Consider the following 21706-nt stretch of genomic DNA (forward strand, 5'->3'; position numbering starts at 1 on the left):
GTGGGGCAGGGCGATACCCGGTTTCCTGTCACGGAGAAGGCATGAGGTGCTAATTATCTGCTTTACCGTATATGCGATTAGGCATATATTCGCGTTTCCAGATATTTCGCACCCATGCATTGCCCTGGAACCCACATGCAGGAAACTTTGACACCCCCCGTCGTTTTCAAGTGCCTGGCTGACGAAACCCGAGCCCGGATGACCTTGCTGATCGCCCGTGAAGGTGAGCTTTGCGTTTGTGAACTCACCTGCGCGCTGGACCTGAGCCAGCCGAAAATTTCCCGGCACCTGGCTCAACTGCGCGAAGCCGGCATCCTCATGGACCGGCGCCAGGGGCAATGGGTCTATTACCGCCTCAACCCGTCCCTGCCGGAATGGGTGCAGGTGATGCTCAAGAGCGTTGTCGATACCAACACGCAATGGTTGAGCCCCGATGCGCTGCGCCTCGCTGAAATGGGCGCGCGACCACAAAGCCCGGCGGCCTGTGCTTGATCCTTTTCTTCGCTTGTTGAGTTGAAACCACGCTGATCGCATTGGTACGGCGTTGATCCCGACGCCGTTTTCCGCTTGAGCTTTTGACCCGGAGATACCTGATGAACGTCTTGTTCATGTGCACCCACAACAGTTGCCGCAGCATCCTGTCCGAAGCGCTGTTCAATCACCTGGCCCCCAAGGGGATGCACGCTGTGAGCTCGGGCAGCTTCCCCAGTGGCAAGGTCAATGAGCGGGCACTGAAGACCCTGGAAGCCGCCAGCATCTCGACCGCGGGCCTGTCGAGCAAAGCATCGGACGCTTTCGAAAGTGCTCCCCCAGACATCGTCATCACTGTGTGCGACCGCGCTGCCGGCGAGGCCTGCCCGATTTTCTTCGGCCCGTCGCTCAAGGCCCATTGGGGCCTGGTCGACCCTTCGGCGGTCACCGGGAGCGAAGAGCAAATCGAAGCAGCCTTCCACACCACACTGGCAAAGATCGATGAGCGCGTGCGCGCCTTTATTGCGCTGCCTTTCCCGCAACTGAGCCAGGACGAGCTGAAAGCCGAACTTGCCCGCATTGGCGCGCTGTAAGCCCTGGATCAATGGAGACCGAAATGAACGACAACCTGCCAAATATTCAGCCAGACCTGATCGACCTGCCGTCGCTGGAGCGGCTGGAACCGAAGGATCCTTCCACGCACAAACCGCGCATCCTGCTGCTGTACGGATCGACCCGCGAGCGTTCATTCAGCCGCTTGATGGTCCAGGAAGCCGCGCGGCTGCTGGAGGCGTTCGGCGCTGAAACCCGGATCTTCGATCCTTCGGGGTTGCCGCTGCCGGATGACGCTCCGGATTCCCACGAAAAGGTGCGTGAGTTGCGCGAACTGATGCAGTGGTCCGAGGGCCAGGTGTGGTGTTCGCCCGAGCGTCACGGCTCGATGAGCGCAGTCTTCAAGGCGCAGATCGACTGGGTGCCACTGGCCATGGGCGCGGTTCGGCCAAGCCAGGGCAAGACCCTGGCGGTGCTGCAGGTGTGTGGTGGCTCGCAGTCGTTCAACGTGGTCAACCAACTGCGGGTGCTGGGCCGCTGGATGCGCATGTTCACCATCCCCAACCAGTCCTCGGTACCGAAGGCGTTTCTGGAGTTCGACGACGCCGGCCGGATGAAGCCGTCATCCTTCTACGACCGTCTGGTCGATGTGATGGAAGAGCTGACCAAGTTCACGCTGCTGCTGCGCGATCGCCAGGATTACCTGGTGGACCGCTACTCCGAGCGCAAGGAGTCGGCGGAGGAACTGTCCACGCGGGTCAACCTTCGCTCCATTTGACTGAAGCGATCCAGGCCAGTGCTCAACACGGCGATCTCATTCTTGACCTCACCGTGCACGAACCAGAAGATGCCTCCCTTCCAACGGTGCAGCCGGAGCTCGCATGCAGGCCAAAAGTGATTATTTTCGTGTTGACCCCGAGATGTTCGAGGGCAAGACGCTGACTGATTTTATTGGCATCCAGCCTCTGCCGCTGCAGTGTGTCGGGCTCGATTTGAGTGGCCAGGATCTGGCAAGAGCCAACCTGGAAGGCGCGCAGTTTGAGCGGTGTATTTTAACCGGTGCCGATTTCACCGCCGCCAACGTGATGGGGACCCAATGGGTCAGTTGCCGGGCGGCGGAAGTCAATTTTCGCTCTGCGGTGCTCACCGATGCCAGCTTTGAACGGTGCGACCTGAACAACAGCAAGTGGCAACGCAGCAAGCTGGCCCACGTGCGTTTCGACGGCTGCAAGCTCACCGGCGGCAACTTCGGCGATCTGGCCTCTTCACTGGGCCTGAGTTTCTCTGATTGCCGGCTGAACAGCGCGATGCTCTCGGGGATCTCCTTTTACAAGTCCGAGTTGCACAACATCGATTTCAGTGAGGCCGACCTGACCTACTGCGACTTCCGCAAGGCGGTGTTTATCGAGGGCGGCAGTCTGTCGATGGCGCGGGTCAATAACGCGCGTTTCGATGACGCTGACCTGCGCGAGGCCAGCCTGCAAGGGCTTCGGCTGGTCGACGCCAAATTGTTCAAGGGCGCGATCATTTCGCGAAGCCAGGCCGGCATGTTGCTGGCCGGGTTGGGGTTGACGGTGCTCTGAGCAACCGGTGATGTTGCGACGTTGCCGTTCAGGTGCGAGGCCCGCCGGCCCTCCTTTTAGATTGCAATGAGTTCCACTTGATTGAAGAATCAGCGCACCCGGCCGCTGGGCCATCGGCATCGATGTCATCAAGGAGAATTTGTGGATCTGCGCCAACTCGAGGCTTTCGCAGCCGTTATGTCCGCCGGCAGCGTGACGGGCGCCGGGCAAATGCTCGGCCGCTCCCAGCCCACCATCACCCGGTTGATCCAGGAGCTGGAGCAGGAGCTCGGCTTCGCCCTGTTCGAGCGCAGCGGTCCGAAAGTCACGCCTACGCAGAAGGCTTTCCTGCTCACCGCCGAGGTGGAAAGCGCCCTCCAGGGCATCCGCCACGTGCAGCAGCGGGCGCAGAGCATCGCCCGCAACGAGAACAGTTCGCTGCGTATCGTCGCCACTGCGGCGCTGGCCACCGGGCTGATTCCGCAGACCCTGGCCAACCTGCCCGAGGCGCTGCGCCCGCAACAACTGCAGGTGCACAGCATGCTGCCCGGCCCCGCGATCGAGGCGGTGCTGTCCAAGACCGTTGACCTGGGCGTGGTCAGCCTGCCGCTGGAGCATCGCGGGCTGGAGTTGCACTGGATCGCTCAGGCGCCGTGCGTGGCGGTGTTGCCAGTGGATTCGCCGCTGGCGGACGAAGCGGTGATCAGCATGGAGCGCCTGGCGGCCCATACCATCGCCAGCATTTCCAATCCGTTCCGCTTCCGTCGACGTATCGATAAAGCCTTCGAAGCCGCCGGGGTGAAGCCCGCGCACATCATCGACACCAACTCTTCGCTGATCGCCATCCAGATGGCCCGGGTCGGATTGGGTATTGCCCTGGCGGACCCGTTCACCGCGCTTGGAGTGCCGCTCAATGGTGTGGTGGTGCGGCCGATCGAGGTGGACATTCCGTTCTTCTTCGGCCTGGTGACGCCGTTCGCCAGACCGCTGTCGGATGCCGCCCGACAACTGGTGGTGGCGCTGGAAGCGGCCTGCCACGAGCTGATGCCCGGGGTTATCGTCCATCCGGCCAACCGGCATGACGCGCTGATGCAGTCGATCTACGCCAGCCAGTGACTGAACCTGCGGGCATATGAATAGCGTTTTTTAGTCTTTGGAGAAATTAAGTCTCACCCATAGTATTCGATTTAAGAATTCAAATGCCTTATGAATACGTAAAGTGAATTCATTGGCCACGGTCTTTCATCGAGTACCTACATGTCCCTATCTTCACCTTCCCCGGGCCTGGATGCCCTTGAACAGCGGCTTGCCGAAGACCTCGAATGGTTGGGCCTGCCCGCCAGGGACTGGATCCCGGCGCAAACGCTGGATGGCCAGCCCGTGCTTCCGGTCGTGATCGTCGGCGGTGGCATGGCCGGCCTGGCGCTCGCCGCCGAACTCAAGCATCTGGGCGTGCCGGCCTGTCTGTTCGACAAAGCCGACGAAGGTCTGGAAGGCCCGTGGATCACCACGGCGCGTATGGAAACCCTGCGCTCGCCCAAGCAATTGAGCGGACCGGCCCTGGGCCTGCCCGCATTGACGTTCCGCGCCTGGTTCCAGGCGCAATTCGGCGCCGCAGCCTGGGACGCCCTCGACAAGATTCCCCGTTTGCAATGGGCGCAGTACCTGCGCTGGTATCGTCAGGTGCTCAAGCTCGAAGTGCGCAACCGGCACCGCGTCGTCAACGTCGACGCCAGTCGCGAAGACCATGTGCGGCTGCACGTCGAATCGCCGGGTGGCGACTTCATCGTGCTTGCTCGTCATGTAGTCCTGGCGACCGGCCGCGATGGCTTGGGTGGTCCCTGGGTGCCGGAGATTGCTGCGGCACTGCCCCGGCACCTGTGGGCGCATTCGGCCGACGGCCTGCGCGAAGAGCATTTTGCCGGCAAGCGCGTGGCGGTGGTCGGCGGCGGGGCCTCGGCCATGGACGCGGCGGCAACCGCCCTGGAAGCCGGCGCGCAGCGCGTCGACCTGCTGATTCGCCGGGCGCAGTTGCCGCGGGTGAACAAGGGCAAGGGCGCCGGCAGTCCGGGCATGACCCATGGTTACTGGCGCTTGCCGGACGCGTGGAAATGGCGGATTCGTCGTTACCTGGAAGTCCAGCAGGTGCCGCCGCCGCAGGGCAGCACCCTGCGCGTTTCGAAACACGGCAATGCACGGTTTCTGTTCGACAGTCCCATCGAATCGGTGGTGGTGGGCGAGGGCGACGAACTGCTTGTGCGCACGCCGCAGGCGAACCTGACCTATGACTTCATCGTGTTCGCCACCGGGTTTCGCAATGACCTGGCGACGCGCGCGGAGTTCGCGGGGCTTGCGCCCCATGTGCGGGTCTGGTCGGACCACGCCGGCTTCGCTAGCAACGAGGGCGCCAGCGAGCTGGCGCAGTTGCCGGACCTTGGCGCCCAGTTCGAATTCCAGGAGGCCCGTCCCGGCAGTTGTCCGGGGCTTGGTCGGGTGCATTGCTTCAACTACCCGGCGGCGCTCACCTATGGCGGGGTTTCCGGGGATATCCCGGCCATCAGCGATGGCGCCAAACGCATCGCCCAGGCGCTTGCCGGGCAGTTGTTCGGTGAGGACATCGCCTGGCATTTCGCGCAGATGCAGGCCTACGAAGAACCTGAGTTGCAGGGGGACGAATGGACCGCCGGTGTCCTCGCGCCTGAAGAACTGCTGTGAACCCGTGATTCCCGCCCATCTTCCGAGGTAGTGCCATGACCGTTTCCCTTTCATCCGGGCCGGATCTGTTGTCCGTTCTGTTGCCGGCCAGCCCGCACCTGCATGACCTGCGCGCCAGCCGCGACAAGGTCGTGCAGGCGACCCGGGATAGCCACGCCGCGCTGTTTGATCCTGGCCTCGACCAGGCCCTCGACCTGCACACCCGCCATGCGGTCGCCCTGTATGTCGCGGTGCTCAATGCCCAGCCTGCGCTGGCCGAGTATTACCGCAGCCAACTGCTGGACGACGGTCTCGCGCCGGCCTGGCGGGCGGCGATCGAGGCCGACGACCTTGACAGTGTGGGCGACCCACGCTTGCAGCGGATTCTGGGCTATGCCCGGGTGCTGACGCTGACGCCTGAACAGGGTGATCGCCAAGCCCTGCACGGCCTGCTTGAACAGGGCCTGGGGCCGGTCGAGGCGGTGAACCTTGCGCAATTGGTGGCGTTCCTGGCGTTCGAAGCGCGCCTGCTGGGTGGTTTGTCGGTGATCGGTGAGAAGAGGGAGCCGGCATGAGTGAATTGATCGAAGAACAGGGCTTCACCAACGCCAGCCTCGTCTGGAAAAGCTGGCTGCCGCTGGTGGACAAGGACACCGCCAGCAGCGAGCAACTCAGCGTGCTGAAAGAGAGCCATCCCCGCGCGCTGGTCTCGGAGTACTACCTGACCCTGGCCCATCAGCCGGAGATCCTGCGCCACCGTTCGCTGGCCTTCAACGCCATCATGTACGCACCGGGCGGCCTGTCCCGGGCCGAGCGGGAGCTGGCCAGCGTGGTGGTGTCGCGGGTCAACCGCTGTGTCTATTGCGCCTCGGTGCATGCCCAGCGCTACGAACAACTGGCCAAGCGCAACGCGGTCATCGCCCAGGTCTTCGCCGACCCGTGGACGGCCGGCGACACCGACCGCGAGCGGGCGATCATCCGCTTCGCCATCGCCCTGACCCTGCAGCCTGCCGGCACCCATGAGGAACAGGTGCGTGACCTGCGCGCGCAGCTCAGCGATGGCGAAATTCTCGATCTGGTCCATGTGGTGGCGATCTTCGCCTGGGCCAACCGGCTCATGCTCAACCTGGGCGAGCCGCAGCCGGATACGGCGCCGGCATGAGCGCGGCCAGCGGAGGAACCTGCTGATGTGGCATCGCCTGGCCAGTGCGCTGGTTGCCGTCTGGGGCGCCGTGACCCTGGTATTCGTGATCACCCGGTTTATCGGCGACCCGTCGGCGCTGTTGCTGCCCATCGGCGCCAGCGCTGCGCAGATCGATGCGCTGCGGGCCCAGTTGGGGCTGGATCTGCCGCTCTGGGAGCAATACCTGCATTACCTCGGCCAGGCGTTCGAGGGCGATTTCGGCCAGTCGTTTATCAGCGGCAAGCCGGCGCTTTCCCAGGTGCTGGAGCGGCTGCCGGCGACCTTGCTGCTGGGCGGTTCGGCGTTGGTGTTCGGCGTGCTGAGTGGCGGTCTGGCGGCGATTGCACTGGCGACCCGGGGCGATCGCCTGACGCGCTTCATTCTGCAACCGCTGGTGCTGCTGGCCCAGGCCACTCCCGGCTTCTGGCTAGGCATGCTGTTGGTGATGCTGTTTGCAGTGAACCTCGGCTGGCTGCCCAGTGGCGGCTACGGCAAGGCCAGCCATCTGGCGCTGCCGGCGTTGACCCTGGGGGCGTTCATCGCCGCCAGCGTCGCCCGTTTTCTTCAGGCCAGCCTGCTTGAGGCGCTGCACGGCGAGCACGTGCGTACCGCGCTGGCGGCTGGTCTGCCGTGGAGCCATGTGTTTCGCTGGCATGTGCTGCGCAACGGGCTGGTACCGGTGGTCACCTTCCTCGGCATTGTCGCCGGCGAACTGCTGGGCGGCGCGGTCGTGGTGGAGACAGTGTTCTCCTGGCCGGGCAGCGGGCGCTTGCTGGTGCAGTCGATCAACAGCCAGGACTTTCCAGTGATCCAGGCCGCCGTGCTGGTCGCGGCGGTGCTGTTCGTGGCGATCAACCTGCTGGTCGATCTGCTCAACCAGTGGCTTGACCCACGCATTGCCCATGGGGGGCGTCGATGATGAAGGCTGCCTTGAACAACCTGCGCCCGGTCTGGGTGGCGGGGCTATTGCTGGTGCTTGCCGTGCTCTGCGTGCAAGGGCTGGTCGACCCTGCGCATATCGACCTGGGCCAGCGCCTGCGCGCGCCCGATGCGCAGCACTGGCTGGGCACTGATCAACTGGGGCGTGATCTGCTCGGGCGGATCATCCAGGGCGCGGCGCTGACCTTCGCCGTGGCGTTGGTTTCGGTGTGCCTGAGTGGCGTGCTGGGGATCACCGTCGGCATGCTCGCCGGCTATGTCGGCGGCTGGCTGGACACACTGCTGATGCGTCTGGTGGACATGCAACTGGCGCTGCCCGGCTTGCTTCTGGCCTTGTTGGTGGCGGCGGTGCTGGGGCCGGGGCTGGGCAATCTGGTCTGGGTGCTGGTGCTGACCGGCTGGACCGGTTTTGCCCGGGTGATTCGCGCCCAGGTCATGCAGTTGCGCGGCATGGAATTCATCCTCAGCAGCCACGCCATCGGCGCGGGAGACGGGCGCATCCTGTTGCGCCACATCCTGCCCAATATCACCGGGGCGTGCCTGGTGATCGCCACCCTGGAAGTGGCGCGGGTCATCATCGTCGAGGCCTCGCTGAGTTTCCTTGGCCTGGGTGTGCAGCCGCCGCTGGCAAGCTGGGGGCGGATGCTGGTTGAAGGGCAGATCTACATGGCCCAGGCCTGGTGGGTCGTGGCCTTTCCCGGGCTGGCGATCTTGCTGGCAGTGCTCAGCGTCAACCTGCTGAGCCGGGCGCTCAAGCGTCGCTTCGATCAACACCAACCGGGGAGAGGGCGATGAGCGCGTTGCTGGAAATCGACAACCTCAGCATCGGCTTCGACACTGCCCAGGGCCTGCTGCTGGCGGTCGACCGCCTGAGCTACCGCGTCGAAGCCGGCGAAACCCTCGGTATCGTCGGCGAAAGCGGCAGCGGCAAAAGCGTCCATGCCCTGGCCATCGCCGGCCTGCTCGACCATCCCGGCGCGCGCATTCTGGGCGGTAGCATCCGCTTCGAAGGCCGCGACCTGCGCGGCCTCAGCCGGCGTGAGTGGACGCAGATCCGCGGCCGCCATATCGGCTTCGTGTTCCAGGACCCGATGACGGCGCTCAATCCGCTGCTGACCATCGGCCAGCAACTGAAAGCGCCGCTGAAATACCACCTCGGCCTGAGCGAGCGCGAAGCCCGCCAGCGCTGCCGGGAACTGCTCGATCAGGTCGGCATCGGCGAGGCGGAAAAACGCCTGCGCCAGTTCCCCCATCAACTGTCCGGCGGTCTGCGCCAGCGGGTGCTGATCGCCATGGGAATTTCCCTCGGGCCGAAACTGCTGATCGCCGACGAGGCCACCACGGCGCTGGACGTTACGGTCCAGGCCCAGATTGTCGATCTGGTCATGGCGCTCAAGGCGCAACTGGGCCTGAGCCTGATCTGGATCTCCCACGACCTTGGCGTGGTCGCCCGGCTGGCCGACACCGTGCAAGTGATGTATGCCGGGCGCATCCTCGAACGCGGGCCGGTCGATGCGCTGTTCTACGATCCGCGCAACGCCTACACCCTGGGCCTGTTGCGTTCGTTGCCGCGCCCCGAGCGCCAGCGCCTGCAGGCCATCCCCGGCCAGCCACCGGACCTGCGCACGGCGCGGCCTGGCGACCCGTTCGCGGCGCGCAATCGCTACGCCACGCCGCGCTGTTTCATCGAGCAGCCGCCCCTGCGCCAGGTGGCCGAGGGTGCGGCCGGGCACCTGTCCGCCAGTTGGTATGACTTGCGATCGATCATTGCCCGGGAGGGCGGTATATGAGCCTGCAACCCTTGCTTCGGGCCGAAGGCCTGTCGCGGACTTTCCGCCAGGGCGGATGGCTGCGCCAGACCAGCACCCTGGCGGTGCGCGATGTCAGCCTGCATATCATGCCGGGAGAAACCCTGGCGCTGGTGGGCGAGTCCGGCTCGGGCAAAAGCACCCTCGGGCGCTTGCTCAGTGGCCTGGACCAGGCCGACTCCGGCAGCGTCGAATTCGCCGGCCAGCGTATCGACGGCCTGGACGCGGCGCGCTTGCGGGCGGTACGACGGGATCTGCAAGTGATCTTCCAGGACCCCTACAGCGCCATCGACCCGCGCATGGCGGTAGCCGATTTCGTTGCCGAGCCACTGCGGGTGCACAAGGCGTTCTTTGACGCTGATGACCTGCAACGGCAGGTTGCGGGGCTGATGCGCAAGGTCGGGCTCGACCCGGCCATGGGCAACCGTCGTGCCCGCGAGTTTTCCGGTGGTCAGCGCCAGCGCCTGTGCATCGCCCGGGCCATCGCGCTGAAACCGAAACTGATCGTCGCCGACGAGCCGATCACCGCGCTGGACGTGTCGATCCAGGCGCAGATCATCAACCTGCTGATGGACCTGCAACAGGAACTGGGCGTCACTTACCTGTTCATCAGCCATGACCTGAGCATGGTCCGCCATGTCAGCCAGCGGGTGGCGGTGATGCGCGAGGGGCGAATCGTCGAACTGGCGCCCACCGCGCAACTGTTCAGCGACCCGCGCCATCCGTATACCCAGGCGCTGCTGTCCGCCGTGCCGGTGCCCGACCCGCGCATCGAGCGGGCCCGCCAGCGGTTGTACTTCGACCCGCAACAACACCCCATCGGCGACGACGCGAGCCTGCGTCTGGTGGGGCCTGACCACTATGTTCTCGGATAAGCCATGCGTGCCTTGCTTGCCCTGCTGATTGCCCTGGCGCTGCCGGCCCAGGCCGACAGCCATGTCGATATCGCCCTGAACGGCGATGTGAACACCTTCGACCCGCACATGTCCGCGACCATCGCCACCGACCTGAGCGTGGCCAGTCACCTGTACAACGCGCTGATTCTGCGCGGGCCGGACCTGCGCTTGCAGCCGTCGCTGGCCTTGCGCTGGCGCAACCTGGAGCCGACCCGCTGGGAGTTCGATCTCGCGCCGCAGGCGCGCTTCGCCAACGGCGAACCGCTGGATGCCGAGGCTGTGGTGTGGAACCTGAACCGGGTGCGTGATCCCGCGACCAAGTCGCGCATTGCGCCGTGGTTCCGGCAGATCGCCAGTGCCCATGCCGAAAGCCCGCATACGTTAGTGATCGTCACCGACGGCGCATTTCCCACCTTGCCGGCGCAACTGTCAATGCTGTTCATGCTGCCGCCCCGCTGGAGCGCCAGCCACGATCCGGCCCGCGAGGTAATGCCCAGCGGCCCGTACCGGATCGGCTCGCGGCAACAGGGCGATGTGCTGACCCTGGTGCGCAACGAGCAGTCCTGGCAGCCGCGCCCGGCGTTCGACCAGGTGCGCCTGCACAGCCTGCCGGATGCCTCGGCACGGGTGTCGGCGCTGCTGGCCGGCGAGGTCGACTGGATCAACGCCATTCCGTTGAGCGAGGTGCGGCGTATCCAGGGCAGCGGCAGGGCGCTGGCCGGCGTCAGTGCGCCGGGCACCCGCTCGGTGTTCATCAAGCTCAATACGCTGCGCCCGCCGTTGAACGATGTGCGGGTGCGGCAGGCGCTCAACTATGCGATCGACAAGCAGGGCATGACCTCGGCGCTGTTCGATGGTCAGGCGGCGGTCAGCGCTTGCCAACTGCTCACGCCGGTCTACTTCGGCTACAACGCGGACCTGCGGGCCTATCCCTACGACCCGGCGAAGGCCCGGCGCCTGCTCGCCGAAGCGGGCGTCGCCCCAGGCACCCGCTTGCGTCTGGAGGTGCCGGCCAACACTTACCTGCAAGGCGACGAGGTAACCCAGGTGATCGCCTCGCAATTGCAGGCTGTCGGCCTGGATATCGAGCTGGTGCAGTACGACTTTTCCACCTGGATCAATCGCTACCTCAAGGCGCAGAAGCTCGGCGACATGGCCTTGCTCGCCTACGCCTGGCCCAGCCTCGATGCCGACGGCGTGCTGTCGCTGCTGCAAAGCGACAGCATCTACGCCTATTACCGAGATGCGAAGCTCGACCGCCTGCTCGCCGCCGGGCGCAGCGTGCTCGATGAACCGACACGCCGCGCCACGTACCAGGAGGCCACCGCCCACCTGTGCGAGCAGGCGCCGGTGTTATACCTCTACGAGCAGCCGTTCACCTACGGCGCCTCGCCGCGCATCCAGTGGCAGGCCCGCTCCGATGACTGGATCCGCGCCTACGACATGCAGCCGCAGCGGCTGTAAAGCCCGCCGATTCCGGTTCCTGAACCCGATATAACGATATGCGATTAAACCATTGGTGAACCTTCACTTTGCTCTTTAGTATTCATATTAAGCATTCATGGCGTGTAATCATGTCAAAAGAGAATTTTAACGGGAGAGGCGGAAATGACTGAAAAGCGCAACGCGCTACCCGCCCGGGGCCTGCGAATAGGCGTGGACACCGGCGGCACCTTCACGGATATCTGCCTCTACGATCCGGCCAGCGGCACCCTGCAAGTCTGGAAAATCAGCAGCAGCAACGCCGACCCGTCGGAGGCCATCGTCGCCGGCATTCGCGAGGTGTTGCATGTGAGCGGTCAGTCCGCAGACGACGTGGCCTACGTCGGCCACGGCACCACCGTCGCGACCAACGCCCTGATTGAAGGCCGTACCGCGCGCACCGCCTTGCTGACCACCGCAGGCTTTCGCGATGTGGTGGAAATCGGTCGCCAGACCCGGCCCACGCTGTACGACCTGCAAGTGCGCAAGGTGACCCCGCTGGCCTCCCGCGACCTGCGTCTGGAGCTGGACGAGCGCGTGCGTTTCGACGGCTCGGTGGCCAAGGCGCTGAACCCGCGTCAGGTGCTGGAGCGCGTCGCGCAACTTGAAGCGGCGGGTGTGGAAGCGGTGGCCGTGGGTTTCCTGTTTTCCCATCTGGCGCCGGAGCATGAAGCCACGGTCGCGAAGATCCTCGAAGAGCGCCTGCCGAACGTGTTCGTCAGCACCTCGCATCAGGTCGCGGCCGAGTACCGCGAATTCGAACGCTTTTCCACCACCCTGGTGAACGCCGCCCTCGGCCCGGTGATGCGCGATTACCTGGGCCGCCTGCAACCGCGGCTGGCCGCGCTGGGCGTTGCCGCGGCGCCGCGCCTGACCCAGAGCAACGGCGGCATCATCTCCGCTAGCCATGCCGCGCAATACCCGGTCAAGACGGTGCTGTCCGGCCCGGCAGCCGGGGTCATGGGCGCGGTCGAAGTGGCGCGGGCTGCGGGGATCGGCGACATCATCACCTTCGACATGGGCGGCACCTCCAGCGATGTCTCGCTGACCCGCCACGGCGCCGCGTCGCTGTCGACCCGCGCCAGCGTTCACGGGCACCCGCTGAAAGTGCCGCAACTGGATATTCACGCCGTTGGCGCCGGGGGCGGTTCCATCGCCCGGGTCGATGCCGGCGGCCTGCTCAAGGTCGGCCCGGCCAGCGCCGGCGCCTGGCCGGGGCCGGTCTGCTATGGCCAGGGCAACCTAGAACCGACCGTCACCGACGCCAATGTGGTGTTGCAGGTGCTCAACCCGACCCACTTGCTGGGCGGGCGCATGCCGATCGACCGGGGCCAGGCCGTCGAGGCCATCGACCGCCTCGCGCAGTCGCTGGGCATGGACCTGTTCGAAACGGCCCAGGGCATCCTGTCGGTGGTCACGGCCAACATGGCCAAGGCAATCCGGGTGATTTCCATCGAGCGCGGTCACGATCCGCGGGACTTCGTGCTGATGGCCTTCGGCGGCGCCGGACCGCTCCACGCCGCCCGCCTGGCCCGCGAGCTGGAAATCCGTCGGGTGCTGGTTCCGCGTAATCCGGGGATTCTCTGCGCCATGGGTCTGCTGCTCAGCGACGCCCGCAGCCATTTCGCCAAGGGCTGCCTGTTGCGCCTGGACGAGGCCGGGGTGGCTGCGTTGGAGCAGGGCTTCGACGGGCTGGAGCAACAGGCCCGCGACTGGTTCGAGCAGGAGTCGATCACCGTGGGGGCGCGGCAGGTGAAGCGCTTTGTCGATGCGCGCTACGCCGGCCAGGCCCATGAATTGCTGATCGAAAGCCCGCAAGGTTCTATCGCTGCGGACTGGCTGGCGCAGGTGCGTCAGGCGTTCGAACTGGAACACCGGCAGATCTACGGTTTCGATGCGGTCAATGAGCCGATCCATGTGATCGCCATGCGCGTCGAGGCGACCGGCAAGGTCGACAAGGCGGTGCTGGTCGAGCAGCCGCTGGCAGCGGGCAATGCCGCCGACGCCCTGGTTGGCCAGCGCGAGGTCTGGTACCCGCAGGTGCGCGGCTTCCTCGCCACACCGATTTACGACCGCGAACGGCTGGGTGCCGGGCACTCGCTCAGCGGGCCCGCAATCATCGAACAGATGGACAGCACGACCCTGGTGCTGGAGGGCCAGCGGGCCACGGTGGACCGCTATCTGAACATCCTGATCGAGGAGCAAGGCCAATGAGCGCCGCGTCCGTTACCCCTGTGGCCCGCAAGGTCGATCCGATTACCGTCGAGGTGATCGGCTGCGCCTTGTCGACCATCGTCGAACAGATGGGCGAGGCGATCATCCGCGCCGCCTACTCGGCCAACATCAAGGAGCGGCGCGACTGCTCCGCAGCAATCTTCGACACCGAGGGCCTGATCATCGCCCAGGCCGAGCAGATCCCGCTGCACCTCGGTTCGCTGCTGGGTATCGTCGCCGAAACCCTCAAGCGCGCCGACCTCAGCGCGGTGCGCGAGGGCGATGTGTTTATCGGCAACGACGCTCACACCGGCGGCGGCACCCACCTCAACGATATTGTCCTGCTGGAGCCGGTGTTCGTCGAAGGCCGGCTGTTCGCCTGGGTTGCCAACCTCGCGCACCACTCCGATTTCGTCGACCGCGGCCATGCCCATATCTATCAGGAAGGCCTGCGCATCCCGCCGATCAAGCTCTACCGCGAGCGCGAGGTGCAGCAGGATGTTTTCGACCTGATCCTGCTTAATTGCCAGGTGCCCCACGAGCGCATCAACGACCTCAGTGCGCAGATGGCTTCGAACAAACTCGGCGTCGAGCGGGTCAAGGCGCTGTGCGAGCGCTATGGCGCGGCCACCGTGGCCGAGGCCAGCACGCTGCTGATGGACTACAGCGAGCGCAAGGCCCGCGCCGGCATAGCCGCGATCCCGGATGGCCGCTATGTGTTCGAGCACGATTTCGACACCAGCCTGTGGCCGGACATCCTCACCCTCAAGGTGGCCATCGAGGTGGCGGGGGAGGAGATCCTCTTCGATTTCGACGGCTGCCCGCCGCAGACCCGCTCGGGGCTGAACATGGTTTCCACGGTGTTGCGCGCGGTGGTGTATTACGTGGTCAAGACCCTGATCGACAGCGACACTCCGGCCAACGCCGGGCTGCATCGGCCGATCCGCATCAGCGCGCCTTATGGCTCGATCGTCAACGCCGCGCCGCCGGCAGCGGTGTACAGCCGTCACGATATCGCCCAGCGCCTGACCGACATGCTCTTCGCCGCCCTGGCCCAGGCCATCCCCGAGCGAGTGCTGGCCGGCTCCACCGGCGTCACCGTGCTGACCATGAGTGGCGTGCACCCGCGTACCGGCCAGTTCAATGTCTACAACGAGAGCATGGGCGGTGGTCTCGGCGCACGCTTTGCCCAGGACGGTATCGACGGCGTGCACGTGCATGGCACCAATTCGGCGAACATCCCCGTGGAGGCGCTGGAGAGCGAGCACCCGCTGATGATCCACGCCTACGAACTGGTCCAGGACTCCGGCGGCGCCGGCGAGTTTCGCGGTGGCATGGCCATCCGCCGGGTCGTTTCGCCGGTCGATCATGTCGCCACCGTCAACCTTGGCGGACCGCACAACCGGGTTCCGCCGTGGGGCCTTGCCGGTGGCTTGCCGGGCAGCACGTCGCGGATCGAACTGGGCGCTGGCGTCGCCGCGCTGCGCAACCGCACCGGCACCTTGCAGGCGGGCCAGACCGCGGCCGCCATCACCTCCGGTGGCGGCGGTATCGGCGACCCGAGGCAACGCGATCGCGAAAAAGTCCTCCAGGACCTGCGCGAAGAACGCATTTCGCCGGATGCCGCCCGCGACATTTACGGACTGGATATCTGAGCAGCAGACCCGCTCCGCCTTACCGAACCCAAGAACCCTAAAAGCCAACGTGCGCCCAAGGCGCACACGCCGTCAGCCGACCACGGTACGCGGTATCCACTTCAGTAAAACTGGATGCCTATAACGATGCCAACACATAACCGCACCCCTCATCCTTACTCACCACTTGCCTTGTGCATCTTCGCCAGCTTCGGGTTGCTCGCCGAGAGCGCCCTCGCAGCCAATAGCGCCGATCCGGCGCTGGAAACCGTGACCGTCACCGGAACCCGGGGCGAACAGCGCACCGTCATCAGCAGCCCGGCGCCGATCGACGTGATCCCCGCCGAGCAACTCAAGACCGTGGGCCGCGACGGCCTGATGGAAACCCTCAACGCACTGCTGCCGTCCTACAACCTGCCGGCCATGAGCGGCGCCGGTGCCAGCGGCGTGATCCGCGCCGCCGGCCTGCGTGGCCTCAACGCCGACCAGGTGCTGGTGCTGGTCAACGGCAAGCGTCGCCACAATAGCGGCCTGTTGCAAAGCGGCTCCTGGACCAGCAGTGGCTCGACCCCGGCCGACCTCGACCTGATCCCGGCCAACCTGATCGAGCGCATCGAAGTCCTGCGTGACGGCGCCGCGGCGCAGTACGGCTCGGACGCCATCGCCGGGGTAATCAACATCATCCTCAAGCAGCAAGACAGCGGCGGCCAGGCCTCGGCCAGCTACGGCCAGAACTTCCTGGGTGACGGCTCCACCCGTCAGGAAAGCGTCAGCCACGGCTTCGCCCTGCCCAACGACGGCTTCGTCCACCTGGCCCTGGAAAACCGCAACCAGGACCGCTTTACCCGGGCCGAACCGGTGGTCCGCGAAGGCTTTGCCGCCAATGGCGTGACCCGTGTGCCCAAGGCCTACGAAGTGGTCAACGAAGGCTATGGTAACCCCGAGAGCAAGATCACCAACTTCGCCTACAACGCCGAGTTACCGCTGTCGAACGGCACCTCGCTGTATTCGTTCTCGACCCTGAGCCACCGAGACGGCTACAAGCACGCCAACTTCCGTCAGGCCACGGCCAACGGCAACATCACCGAAATCTACCCGGATGGCGCCTCGGCCAAGCGACCGCTGGACGAAGACGACTTCCAGGTGGTGTTCGGCGGTCGTGGTGAACTGGCCGGCTGGAACACCGACCTGAGCACCAGCTACAGCCGCGACTACATTCGCCTGACCACTTCGCGCAACCTCAACGCCAGCTTCGGCCCCGCGAGCCCGACCACGTTCTACATGGGCAGCCAGACGTTCAAGCAGTGGGTCAACAACCTCGACTTCACCCAGGCCTTCGATACCGGATTGGCCAAGCCGACCCAGGTGTCGTTCGGCGTCGAGCACCGTTATGAAGACTGGAAGCTGGGGCAGGGCGAGTACCTGTCGTGGGCCCGCGGCGACTACGTCTACACCAGCGGCCCCTTCGCCGGCCAGGAGCCCAACACCTCGTCCAGTGTCCGTGGCGTCAGTCCCGACGATGCCGGCCAGGCCGACCGCAATGTCTACGCGGGCTACGTTGACGTCGGTTTCTACCCGACCGACAAGCTCTACACCGCCGTCGCCCTGCGTCATGAGCGCTACGACGACTCCGCCGGCAGCACCACCAACGGCAAGCTGACCACCCGCTACGACTTCACCCCCGAGTTCGCCCTGCGCGCCACCGTGAGCAACGGCTTCCGCGCACCATCGCTGGCGCAGAGCGTGTACCAGCAGAGTTCGGTGAGTTCCTACCAGGCCACCACCAACGGCTACACCCAGTACTACTACAAGCACCTCGCGCCTGATTCGGCGGTGGGCCAGGCACTCGGCGCCAAGGAGCTGAAACCGGAGAAATCGCAGAACTTCAGCGTCGGATTCACCTGGCAGCCGCTGCCGCAGATGACCACCACCCTGGACGTCTACCAGATCAATATCGACGACCGCCTGGTGCTGTCCGACATCCTCACCGGCCGCGATGTGGTCGCGGTGATGGAGTCCTACGGCCTGCGTGATTTCAACGGCGCGCAGTTCTACACCAACGCCGTCGATACCCGCACCCGTGGCGTCGATCTGCTCACCGATTACCGCGCCGACTACGGCCAGTTCGGCACGGTGCGCTGGAGCGCCGCACTCAACCACAACGAGACCAAGATAGAAAACATCAAGGACGACATCACCACGCCGTCCGGCGCCGGCATCTTCGGTCATTCGGCCCAGGGCTACCTGCTGCGTGGTAACCCGCGCGACAAGATTATCCTCGGTGCCGACTGGCGTGTCGGCCAGTGGCGCAGCAACCTGCGGGTTACCCGTTTTGGCGAAGTGACCCAGCCGGGCTCGACCCAGGACACCGACCGCAGCTTCGGCGCCAAATGGATCACCGACCTGAACGTCGGCTACGACTTCAGCAACGGCGTATCGCTGGAAGTGGGGGCCAACAACCTGTTCGACGTGGTCCCCGACAAGAACGGCATCACCAGCAGCACCGGGTTGGGCCAGTACGGCTACATCTCGCCGTTCGGCTTCGGTGGCGGCTACTGGTACACACGCCTTGCCTACAACTTCTGAGGTCCGGCCGATGCACAGGAGAACCGTGCTCCAGACCCTCGGCACACTCACCGCGAGTGCCGCACTGGCGCCGCTGCTGGCGCGTGCCGCCCAACCCGACAACCGCAAGGCGAGGCACATGCCGGACATCAAGCGCAATCAAACCATCGTCATCAACGGCGCAACCCTCAACTACTCGATCGCCGGTGAAACCAATGAACAGCCGTTGATCGTCCTTCATGGCGGTCGCGGCCAAGGCCAGCACGACGGCGTATTCGCCGCCCACGCGGCGTTCGGCGACCGTTACAAGGTCATCGGCTTCGACATGCGCGGCCATGGCCATTCGAGCGTGACGCCGCCGTTCACCTTCGACCAGATCGTCGAAGACATCGAGCAACTGCGCCTGACCCTCGGCGGCGGGCGCAAGCTGATCCTCCAGGGCGGTTCGTTCGGTGGTTTTATCGCCCAGGCGTATGCGGTGCGGTATCCGCAACACCTTTCGCACCTGATCCTGCGCGGCACCGCGCCGAGCTACCGGCACGAGGTGGAGGCCACCGCCAACCTCAAGGCACGGGCGGCGAAGAAAGCGCCGATGGCCACCGAGGCCATGTTGCAGAAAATCTTCACGCCCACGCTTGTGGACGACGAAGAGTTCCGCCTGATCATGTTCGCCCTGGCGCCGATGTACGTGCCGGACGGCGTCGCCCCGGACCTGGATGGCCTGCTTGAGCGCAGCCGCACCGGCATCTACCGGGCGAAAGTGCACAACGACCTGTACGAACCCGAGGTGTGGCATGCGTTCGACGTGGTGGAGCAACTGCAGAGGGTGAAATGCCCGGCGCTGGTAATCTGCGGCGCCGAAGACTGGATCTGCGATCCCGTGCAGTCGAAGATCATCGCCGAGCACCTGCCCGCTGCGCGGTTGGTGGTGGTGCCTGGCGCTGATCACGCGATTCCGGCGGAGGTGCTGTACCGCGAGACGGATCGGTTTCTGCATGGTTAGGTGTTGAGTGTTGCGGGACAGGTCGAGGGCCTCATCGCTGTCTCGCTTTTTGCACATCTCGGGACTGCCTGAAGACCATGAAACGTCAGTCAGGAAGCCGGCTAATAGCGACCAGGCGCTAGCCGACAGTTGTTTCGCGCCTTTGAGATCGAGCGCCGCCCGCGCGGCGCATCGCGAGCAAGCTCGCTCCTACATCGGTTGCAACGTGCCTATGACTGTCAGGCCATGGTTGACCGCCTTGGTGGTTCGGCTCAATTTCGAGGCTGGCGCCTAAACCGCCCCGCACTCTCCAGCCATGCACCAAGGCTTGCAAAGCAAATCCCACAGGCCATGGCACGATGCAACCGATGTAGGAGCGAGCTTGCTCGCGATGCGCGGCGGCGCTCGTTCTCAAGGGCGCGAAACAACTATCGGCATGCGCCTAGTCGCCTTACCCGCTCCAGCAAATTAACGGATCGTTTACTCGGGAATTCCGGTTACCGCATGCACTACGCGCATTGCACAAGGCGGTCGAGCCCCTTCCGGGTCGAGCTGTTCGCATTTCTTCAGCAGCGGATAGGCATCGGCAAATTTCATAGCCGCCACCTGTTCGGCGTGCTGCTGCGAAACAAAGCAGCGCTCGAACCGGAAGGCGGCATATACCTCGGGCAGCAGTGCCGGATAATCGTAAACCTCGTCGGCGATACTCTTTAGCATCTGGAACATCGGCCCGCTGGCCGCGGGGGAAATCCTGGCGAGCAGATCATCCTTGGCGACGCCCGCTTGCCTGGCCTCAATAGCTTGCTTCGATGCACCGATGGATGCCTGCAATCCCTGCGGAAACGGACAATCAGACGCCGCCAATGCCGAGGCCGACGCCATGCAACTCAGTAAAGTGAAAACAGCGGCCATCCTTGTCATGGAACTTCCTCGTTTGCAGCAAGCATTGTCGAAATAAGCTGCGGATTCTAACCGATGCCAGTTGATGATTCGCTCCAATGGCCTGGTCCTTTGGCTATGCCTCACCATCCCGTCTCCACCCAATCACAACCGCCTCAACCACCCAGCGCATTCAAAAAAACCTTAACCTTCTCCGAATCCTCCCGATGACGCAGAGACGCCGCAAACACCTCATAGTCGGCAAACTCCAACCCAGGCAACACCTCGACCAACTCTCCCGCCTCGAGATCCGCTTCGATCAGATAGTTCGGCAACACCGCCAGTCCCGCCCCGGCCAATGTCAGCGAGCGCAGCGACGTCGAATCGCTGACGCTGATTCGCGGGTTGATGCGCAAGGTGGATGGCTGGCCCTGCCACGTGATCGGGAAGCTGATCAGCGGCGCATACACCCGCTGCGCGAGGCAGCTATGGGTGGCAAGGGCATTCACGTCCAGCGGTTGGCCGTGTTCGCGCAGGTAGGCGGGCGATGCGCACAGGGTCAGGGTGAAGGTGTGGATCTTCTGGTAGCGGACGCCGGACTGTTCGGGCGTGCTCATGCGAATCGCGACGTCATATTCGCCGTCGAGCAAGTCGACATAGCGGTCCGACAGGTCGACTTCGAAACGCAAGCGCGGGTACTCGGCCGACAATCTGGCGATGCGCGGCAGGACGAAGGCACGGCCGAACGAGGTGGGCAGGGTGACCCGCAGCACGCCTTCTGCCACGCGCAAGCCTTTCTGCAGGCGCGCATCGGCGTTCTCCAAACCGGCCAATACCTGCCGTAGCTCGCTGGCGTAACGGGTGCCGATGTCAGTCAGGGCAACCTTGCGAGTAGTTCGCAGCAGCAGTTGGTGGCCAAGGCGCGACTCCAGGTTGGTGAGGCGCCGGCTGACCGTTGATTGAGCGATGCCCAGCTCCCGCGCGGCGGCGCTGAAGCTCTTGCTGTCGACCACGGCGAGAAAGGCTTCCACCTCGGCGAGGGAGGTTATTTTCATCGGTTTTCCGCATAAGTGAAATCGGATGTTTTCTATTCTAATGCGAAAAACGCAAGGATAGGATGAGCCGACCTGTCACGAGAAAGGCGCTCTCCATGTCATCAGTGATGCACGCGGTAATTAACCGGCGCTCCACCCGGGCTTTCCTCGACCGTCCGGTGGCTGAAGCGCTGCTGCGGGAGATCGTCGACGGCGCTCGTCATTCGCCATCCAGCGGCAACCTTCAACCGTGGAAGTTGTATGTGCTGACGGGCGCGCATCTGCGCCGGCTGAAAGGCGAAGTGGCACGGACCCTGGCGCAGCATCCGCGTGGCGAGGGCATGGGGTATGCGATCTATCCTCAGGACCTGAAGCCTCCTTACCAGACGCGCCGTGCCAAATGCGGCGAAGACCTCTATGCCACCCTGAACATCGCCCGCGAGGATCGGCAGGGGCGGCAGCAGCAGTTCGCCCGCAACTTCCGTTTTTTCGATGCGCCGGTGGGCCTGTTTCTCGCCGTTGATCGCAGCATGGGCCAAGGGCAGTGGGCGGATCTGGGAATGTTCTTGCAAAGCCTGATGTTGTTGGCCCACGAGCGGGGTCTGGCGACCTGCGCGCAAGCCTGCTGGACCCTGGTTGACCAGACCGTGGAGCGGCAACTCGAACTGCCCGATGAGCTGATGTTGTTTTGCGGCCTGTCGCTGGGCTACGCCGACCCCGAGCATCCGGTCAACACCTTGCGCACCGACCGCGAGCCGCTCGCTGCTATCGCCGAGTTCCGCGGCTTTGATGAATTCGGCGCTTGAACCTT

At 64.6% G+C, this 21706-nt stretch carries 20 protein-coding genes; 18 read left to right on the top strand and 2 right to left on the bottom strand.

The window, feature by feature from the left end; translation table 11 throughout:
• Positions 1-135: 135 nt before the first annotated feature.
• The 17 genes from DM374_RS27660 to DM374_RS27740 all read left to right on the top strand — a co-directional run bounded on the left by DM374_RS27660 (position 136) and on the right by DM374_RS27740 (position 19003).
• A complete protein-coding gene (locus DM374_RS27660) occupies positions 136-492 on the top strand; it encodes a metalloregulator ArsR/SmtB family transcription factor (RefSeq protein WP_110972755.1) in 357 nt (118 codons plus the stop codon).
• Between the two features lie 101 nt (positions 493-593).
• Positions 594-1064, top strand: coding sequence for an arsenate reductase ArsC (locus tag DM374_RS27665; RefSeq protein ID WP_110972756.1), 471 nt, complete (start codon positions 594-596; stop codon positions 1062-1064).
• A gap of 23 nt (positions 1065-1087) precedes the next feature.
• Entirely contained in the window at positions 1088-1801 is a 714-nt protein-coding gene (gene arsH, locus DM374_RS27670) for an arsenical resistance protein ArsH (protein WP_110972757.1), read from the top strand.
• A 103-nt stretch (positions 1802-1904) separates the two neighbouring features.
• Complete coding sequence (locus DM374_RS27675; protein WP_110972758.1) at positions 1905-2606, top strand: pentapeptide repeat-containing protein; 702 nt, start codon at positions 1905-1907, stop codon at positions 2604-2606.
• A gap of 141 nt (positions 2607-2747) precedes the next feature.
• Positions 2748-3701 (top strand): LysR family transcriptional regulator, encoded by a 954-nt coding sequence (locus DM374_RS27680; RefSeq protein ID WP_110972759.1) that lies wholly within the window; start codon positions 2748-2750, stop codon positions 3699-3701.
• A gap of 141 nt (positions 3702-3842) precedes the next feature.
• Entirely contained in the window at positions 3843-5300 is a 1458-nt protein-coding gene (locus tag DM374_RS27685) for an FAD-dependent oxidoreductase (RefSeq protein WP_110972760.1), read from the top strand.
• Positions 5301-5335: 35 nt separating this feature from the next.
• The gene (locus tag DM374_RS27690; RefSeq protein ID WP_110972761.1) at positions 5336-5854 is read left to right on the top strand and encodes a CMD domain-containing protein; all 519 of its coding nucleotides are present in this window, start codon (positions 5336-5338) and stop codon (positions 5852-5854) included.
• Positions 5851-6441: a peroxidase-related enzyme gene (locus DM374_RS27695; RefSeq protein ID WP_110972762.1), complete on the top strand. Its 591-nt coding sequence runs from the start codon at positions 5851-5853 to the stop codon at positions 6439-6441. Before DM374_RS27690 ends, DM374_RS27695 begins: the two co-directional genes overlap by 4 nt.
• A 25-nt stretch (positions 6442-6466) precedes the next feature.
• On the top strand, positions 6467-7381 hold the full coding sequence (locus DM374_RS27700) for an ABC transporter permease (protein ID WP_110972763.1): 915 nt from the start codon (positions 6467-6469) through the stop codon (positions 7379-7381).
• A complete protein-coding gene (locus tag DM374_RS27705; protein ID WP_110972764.1) occupies positions 7378-8196 on the top strand; it encodes an ABC transporter permease in 819 nt (272 codons plus the stop codon). The genes DM374_RS27700 and DM374_RS27705 overlap by 4 nt, the downstream gene beginning before the upstream one ends.
• Entirely contained in the window at positions 8193-9191 is a 999-nt protein-coding gene (locus tag DM374_RS27710; protein WP_110972765.1) for an ABC transporter ATP-binding protein, read from the top strand. Before DM374_RS27705 ends, DM374_RS27710 begins: the two co-directional genes overlap by 4 nt.
• Positions 9188-10084 (top strand): ATP-binding cassette domain-containing protein, encoded by an 897-nt coding sequence (locus DM374_RS27715; RefSeq protein ID WP_110972766.1) that lies wholly within the window; start codon positions 9188-9190, stop codon positions 10082-10084. The genes DM374_RS27710 and DM374_RS27715 overlap by 4 nt, the downstream gene beginning before the upstream one ends.
• A gap of 3 nt (positions 10085-10087) precedes the next feature.
• Entirely contained in the window at positions 10088-11569 is a 1482-nt protein-coding gene (locus tag DM374_RS27720; protein WP_110972767.1) for an ABC transporter substrate-binding protein, read from the top strand.
• 144 nt (positions 11570-11713) lie between these two features.
• Positions 11714-13801, top strand: coding sequence for a hydantoinase/oxoprolinase family protein (locus tag DM374_RS27725; protein ID WP_110972768.1), 2088 nt, complete (start codon positions 11714-11716; stop codon positions 13799-13801).
• Positions 13798-15456, top strand: a complete 1659-nt coding sequence (locus DM374_RS27730; protein ID WP_177431616.1) for a hydantoinase B/oxoprolinase family protein — start codon at positions 13798-13800, stop codon at positions 15454-15456. The genes DM374_RS27725 and DM374_RS27730 overlap by 4 nt, the downstream gene beginning before the upstream one ends.
• Positions 15457-15582: 126 nt before the next feature.
• Positions 15583-18021 carry a TonB-dependent receptor plug domain-containing protein gene (locus DM374_RS27735; protein WP_177431617.1) on the top strand — a complete coding sequence of 813 codons (2439 nt, stop codon included), beginning with the start codon at positions 15583-15585 and terminating at the stop codon, positions 18019-18021.
• Positions 18022-18031: 10 nt separating this feature from the next.
• The gene (locus tag DM374_RS27740; RefSeq protein WP_110972770.1) at positions 18032-19003 is read left to right on the top strand and encodes an alpha/beta fold hydrolase; all 972 of its coding nucleotides are present in this window, start codon (positions 18032-18034) and stop codon (positions 19001-19003) included.
• Positions 19004-19462: 459 nt separating this feature from the next.
• Here the strand turns inward: DM374_RS27740 and DM374_RS27745 are convergent, their stop codons facing one another.
• Positions 19463-19981 carry a hypothetical protein gene (locus DM374_RS27745; protein WP_157969760.1) on the bottom strand — a complete coding sequence of 173 codons (519 nt, stop codon included), beginning with the start codon at positions 19979-19981 and terminating at the stop codon, positions 19463-19465.
• Between the two features lie 56 nt (positions 19982-20037).
• Positions 20038-20916, bottom strand: coding sequence for a LysR family transcriptional regulator (locus DM374_RS27750; RefSeq protein WP_110972772.1), 879 nt, complete (start codon positions 20914-20916; stop codon positions 20038-20040).
• 95 nt (positions 20917-21011) lie between these two features.
• Here DM374_RS27750 and DM374_RS27755 point away from each other — a divergent pair, with 95 nt between their 5' ends.
• Positions 21012-21701: a nitroreductase gene (locus DM374_RS27755; RefSeq protein ID WP_110972773.1), complete on the top strand. Its 690-nt coding sequence runs from the start codon at positions 21012-21014 to the stop codon at positions 21699-21701.
• Positions 21702-21706 lie beyond the last annotated feature (5 nt).

The organism is Pseudomonas huaxiensis (assembly GCF_003231275.1).
Classification (GTDB): domain Bacteria; phylum Pseudomonadota; class Gammaproteobacteria; order Pseudomonadales; family Pseudomonadaceae; genus Aquipseudomonas; species Aquipseudomonas huaxiensis.

Coding starts and splice junctions, on each gene's coding strand:
- DM374_RS27660 (WP_110972755.1), top strand. CDS start 136: ATGCAGGAAACTTTGACACCCCCCGTCGTTTTCAAGTGCCTGGCTGAC.
- DM374_RS27665 (WP_110972756.1), top strand. CDS start 594: ATGAACGTCTTGTTCATGTGCACCCACAACAGTTGCCGCAGCATCCTG.
- arsH (WP_110972757.1), top strand. CDS start 1,088: ATGAACGACAACCTGCCAAATATTCAGCCAGACCTGATCGACCTGCCG.
- DM374_RS27675 (WP_110972758.1), top strand. CDS start 1,905: ATGCAGGCCAAAAGTGATTATTTTCGTGTTGACCCCGAGATGTTCGAG.
- DM374_RS27685 (WP_110972760.1), top strand. CDS start 3,843: ATGTCCCTATCTTCACCTTCCCCGGGCCTGGATGCCCTTGAACAGCGG.
- DM374_RS27690 (WP_110972761.1), top strand. CDS start 5,336: ATGACCGTTTCCCTTTCATCCGGGCCGGATCTGTTGTCCGTTCTGTTG.
- DM374_RS27695 (WP_110972762.1), top strand. CDS start 5,851: ATGAGTGAATTGATCGAAGAACAGGGCTTCACCAACGCCAGCCTCGTC.
- DM374_RS27700 (WP_110972763.1), top strand. CDS start 6,467: ATGTGGCATCGCCTGGCCAGTGCGCTGGTTGCCGTCTGGGGCGCCGTG.
- DM374_RS27705 (WP_110972764.1), top strand. CDS start 7,378: ATGATGAAGGCTGCCTTGAACAACCTGCGCCCGGTCTGGGTGGCGGGG.
- DM374_RS27710 (WP_110972765.1), top strand. CDS start 8,193: ATGAGCGCGTTGCTGGAAATCGACAACCTCAGCATCGGCTTCGACACT.
- DM374_RS27715 (WP_110972766.1), top strand. CDS start 9,188: ATGAGCCTGCAACCCTTGCTTCGGGCCGAAGGCCTGTCGCGGACTTTC.
- DM374_RS27720 (WP_110972767.1), top strand. CDS start 10,088: ATGCGTGCCTTGCTTGCCCTGCTGATTGCCCTGGCGCTGCCGGCCCAG.
- DM374_RS27725 (WP_110972768.1), top strand. CDS start 11,714: ATGACTGAAAAGCGCAACGCGCTACCCGCCCGGGGCCTGCGAATAGGC.
- DM374_RS27730 (WP_177431616.1), top strand. CDS start 13,798: ATGAGCGCCGCGTCCGTTACCCCTGTGGCCCGCAAGGTCGATCCGATT.
- DM374_RS27735 (WP_177431617.1), top strand. CDS start 15,583: ATGCCAACACATAACCGCACCCCTCATCCTTACTCACCACTTGCCTTG.
- DM374_RS27740 (WP_110972770.1), top strand. CDS start 18,032: ATGCACAGGAGAACCGTGCTCCAGACCCTCGGCACACTCACCGCGAGT.
- DM374_RS27750 (WP_110972772.1), bottom strand. CDS start 20,916: ATGAAAATAACCTCCCTCGCCGAGGTGGAAGCCTTTCTCGCCGTGGTC.
- DM374_RS27755 (WP_110972773.1), top strand. CDS start 21,012: ATGTCATCAGTGATGCACGCGGTAATTAACCGGCGCTCCACCCGGGCT.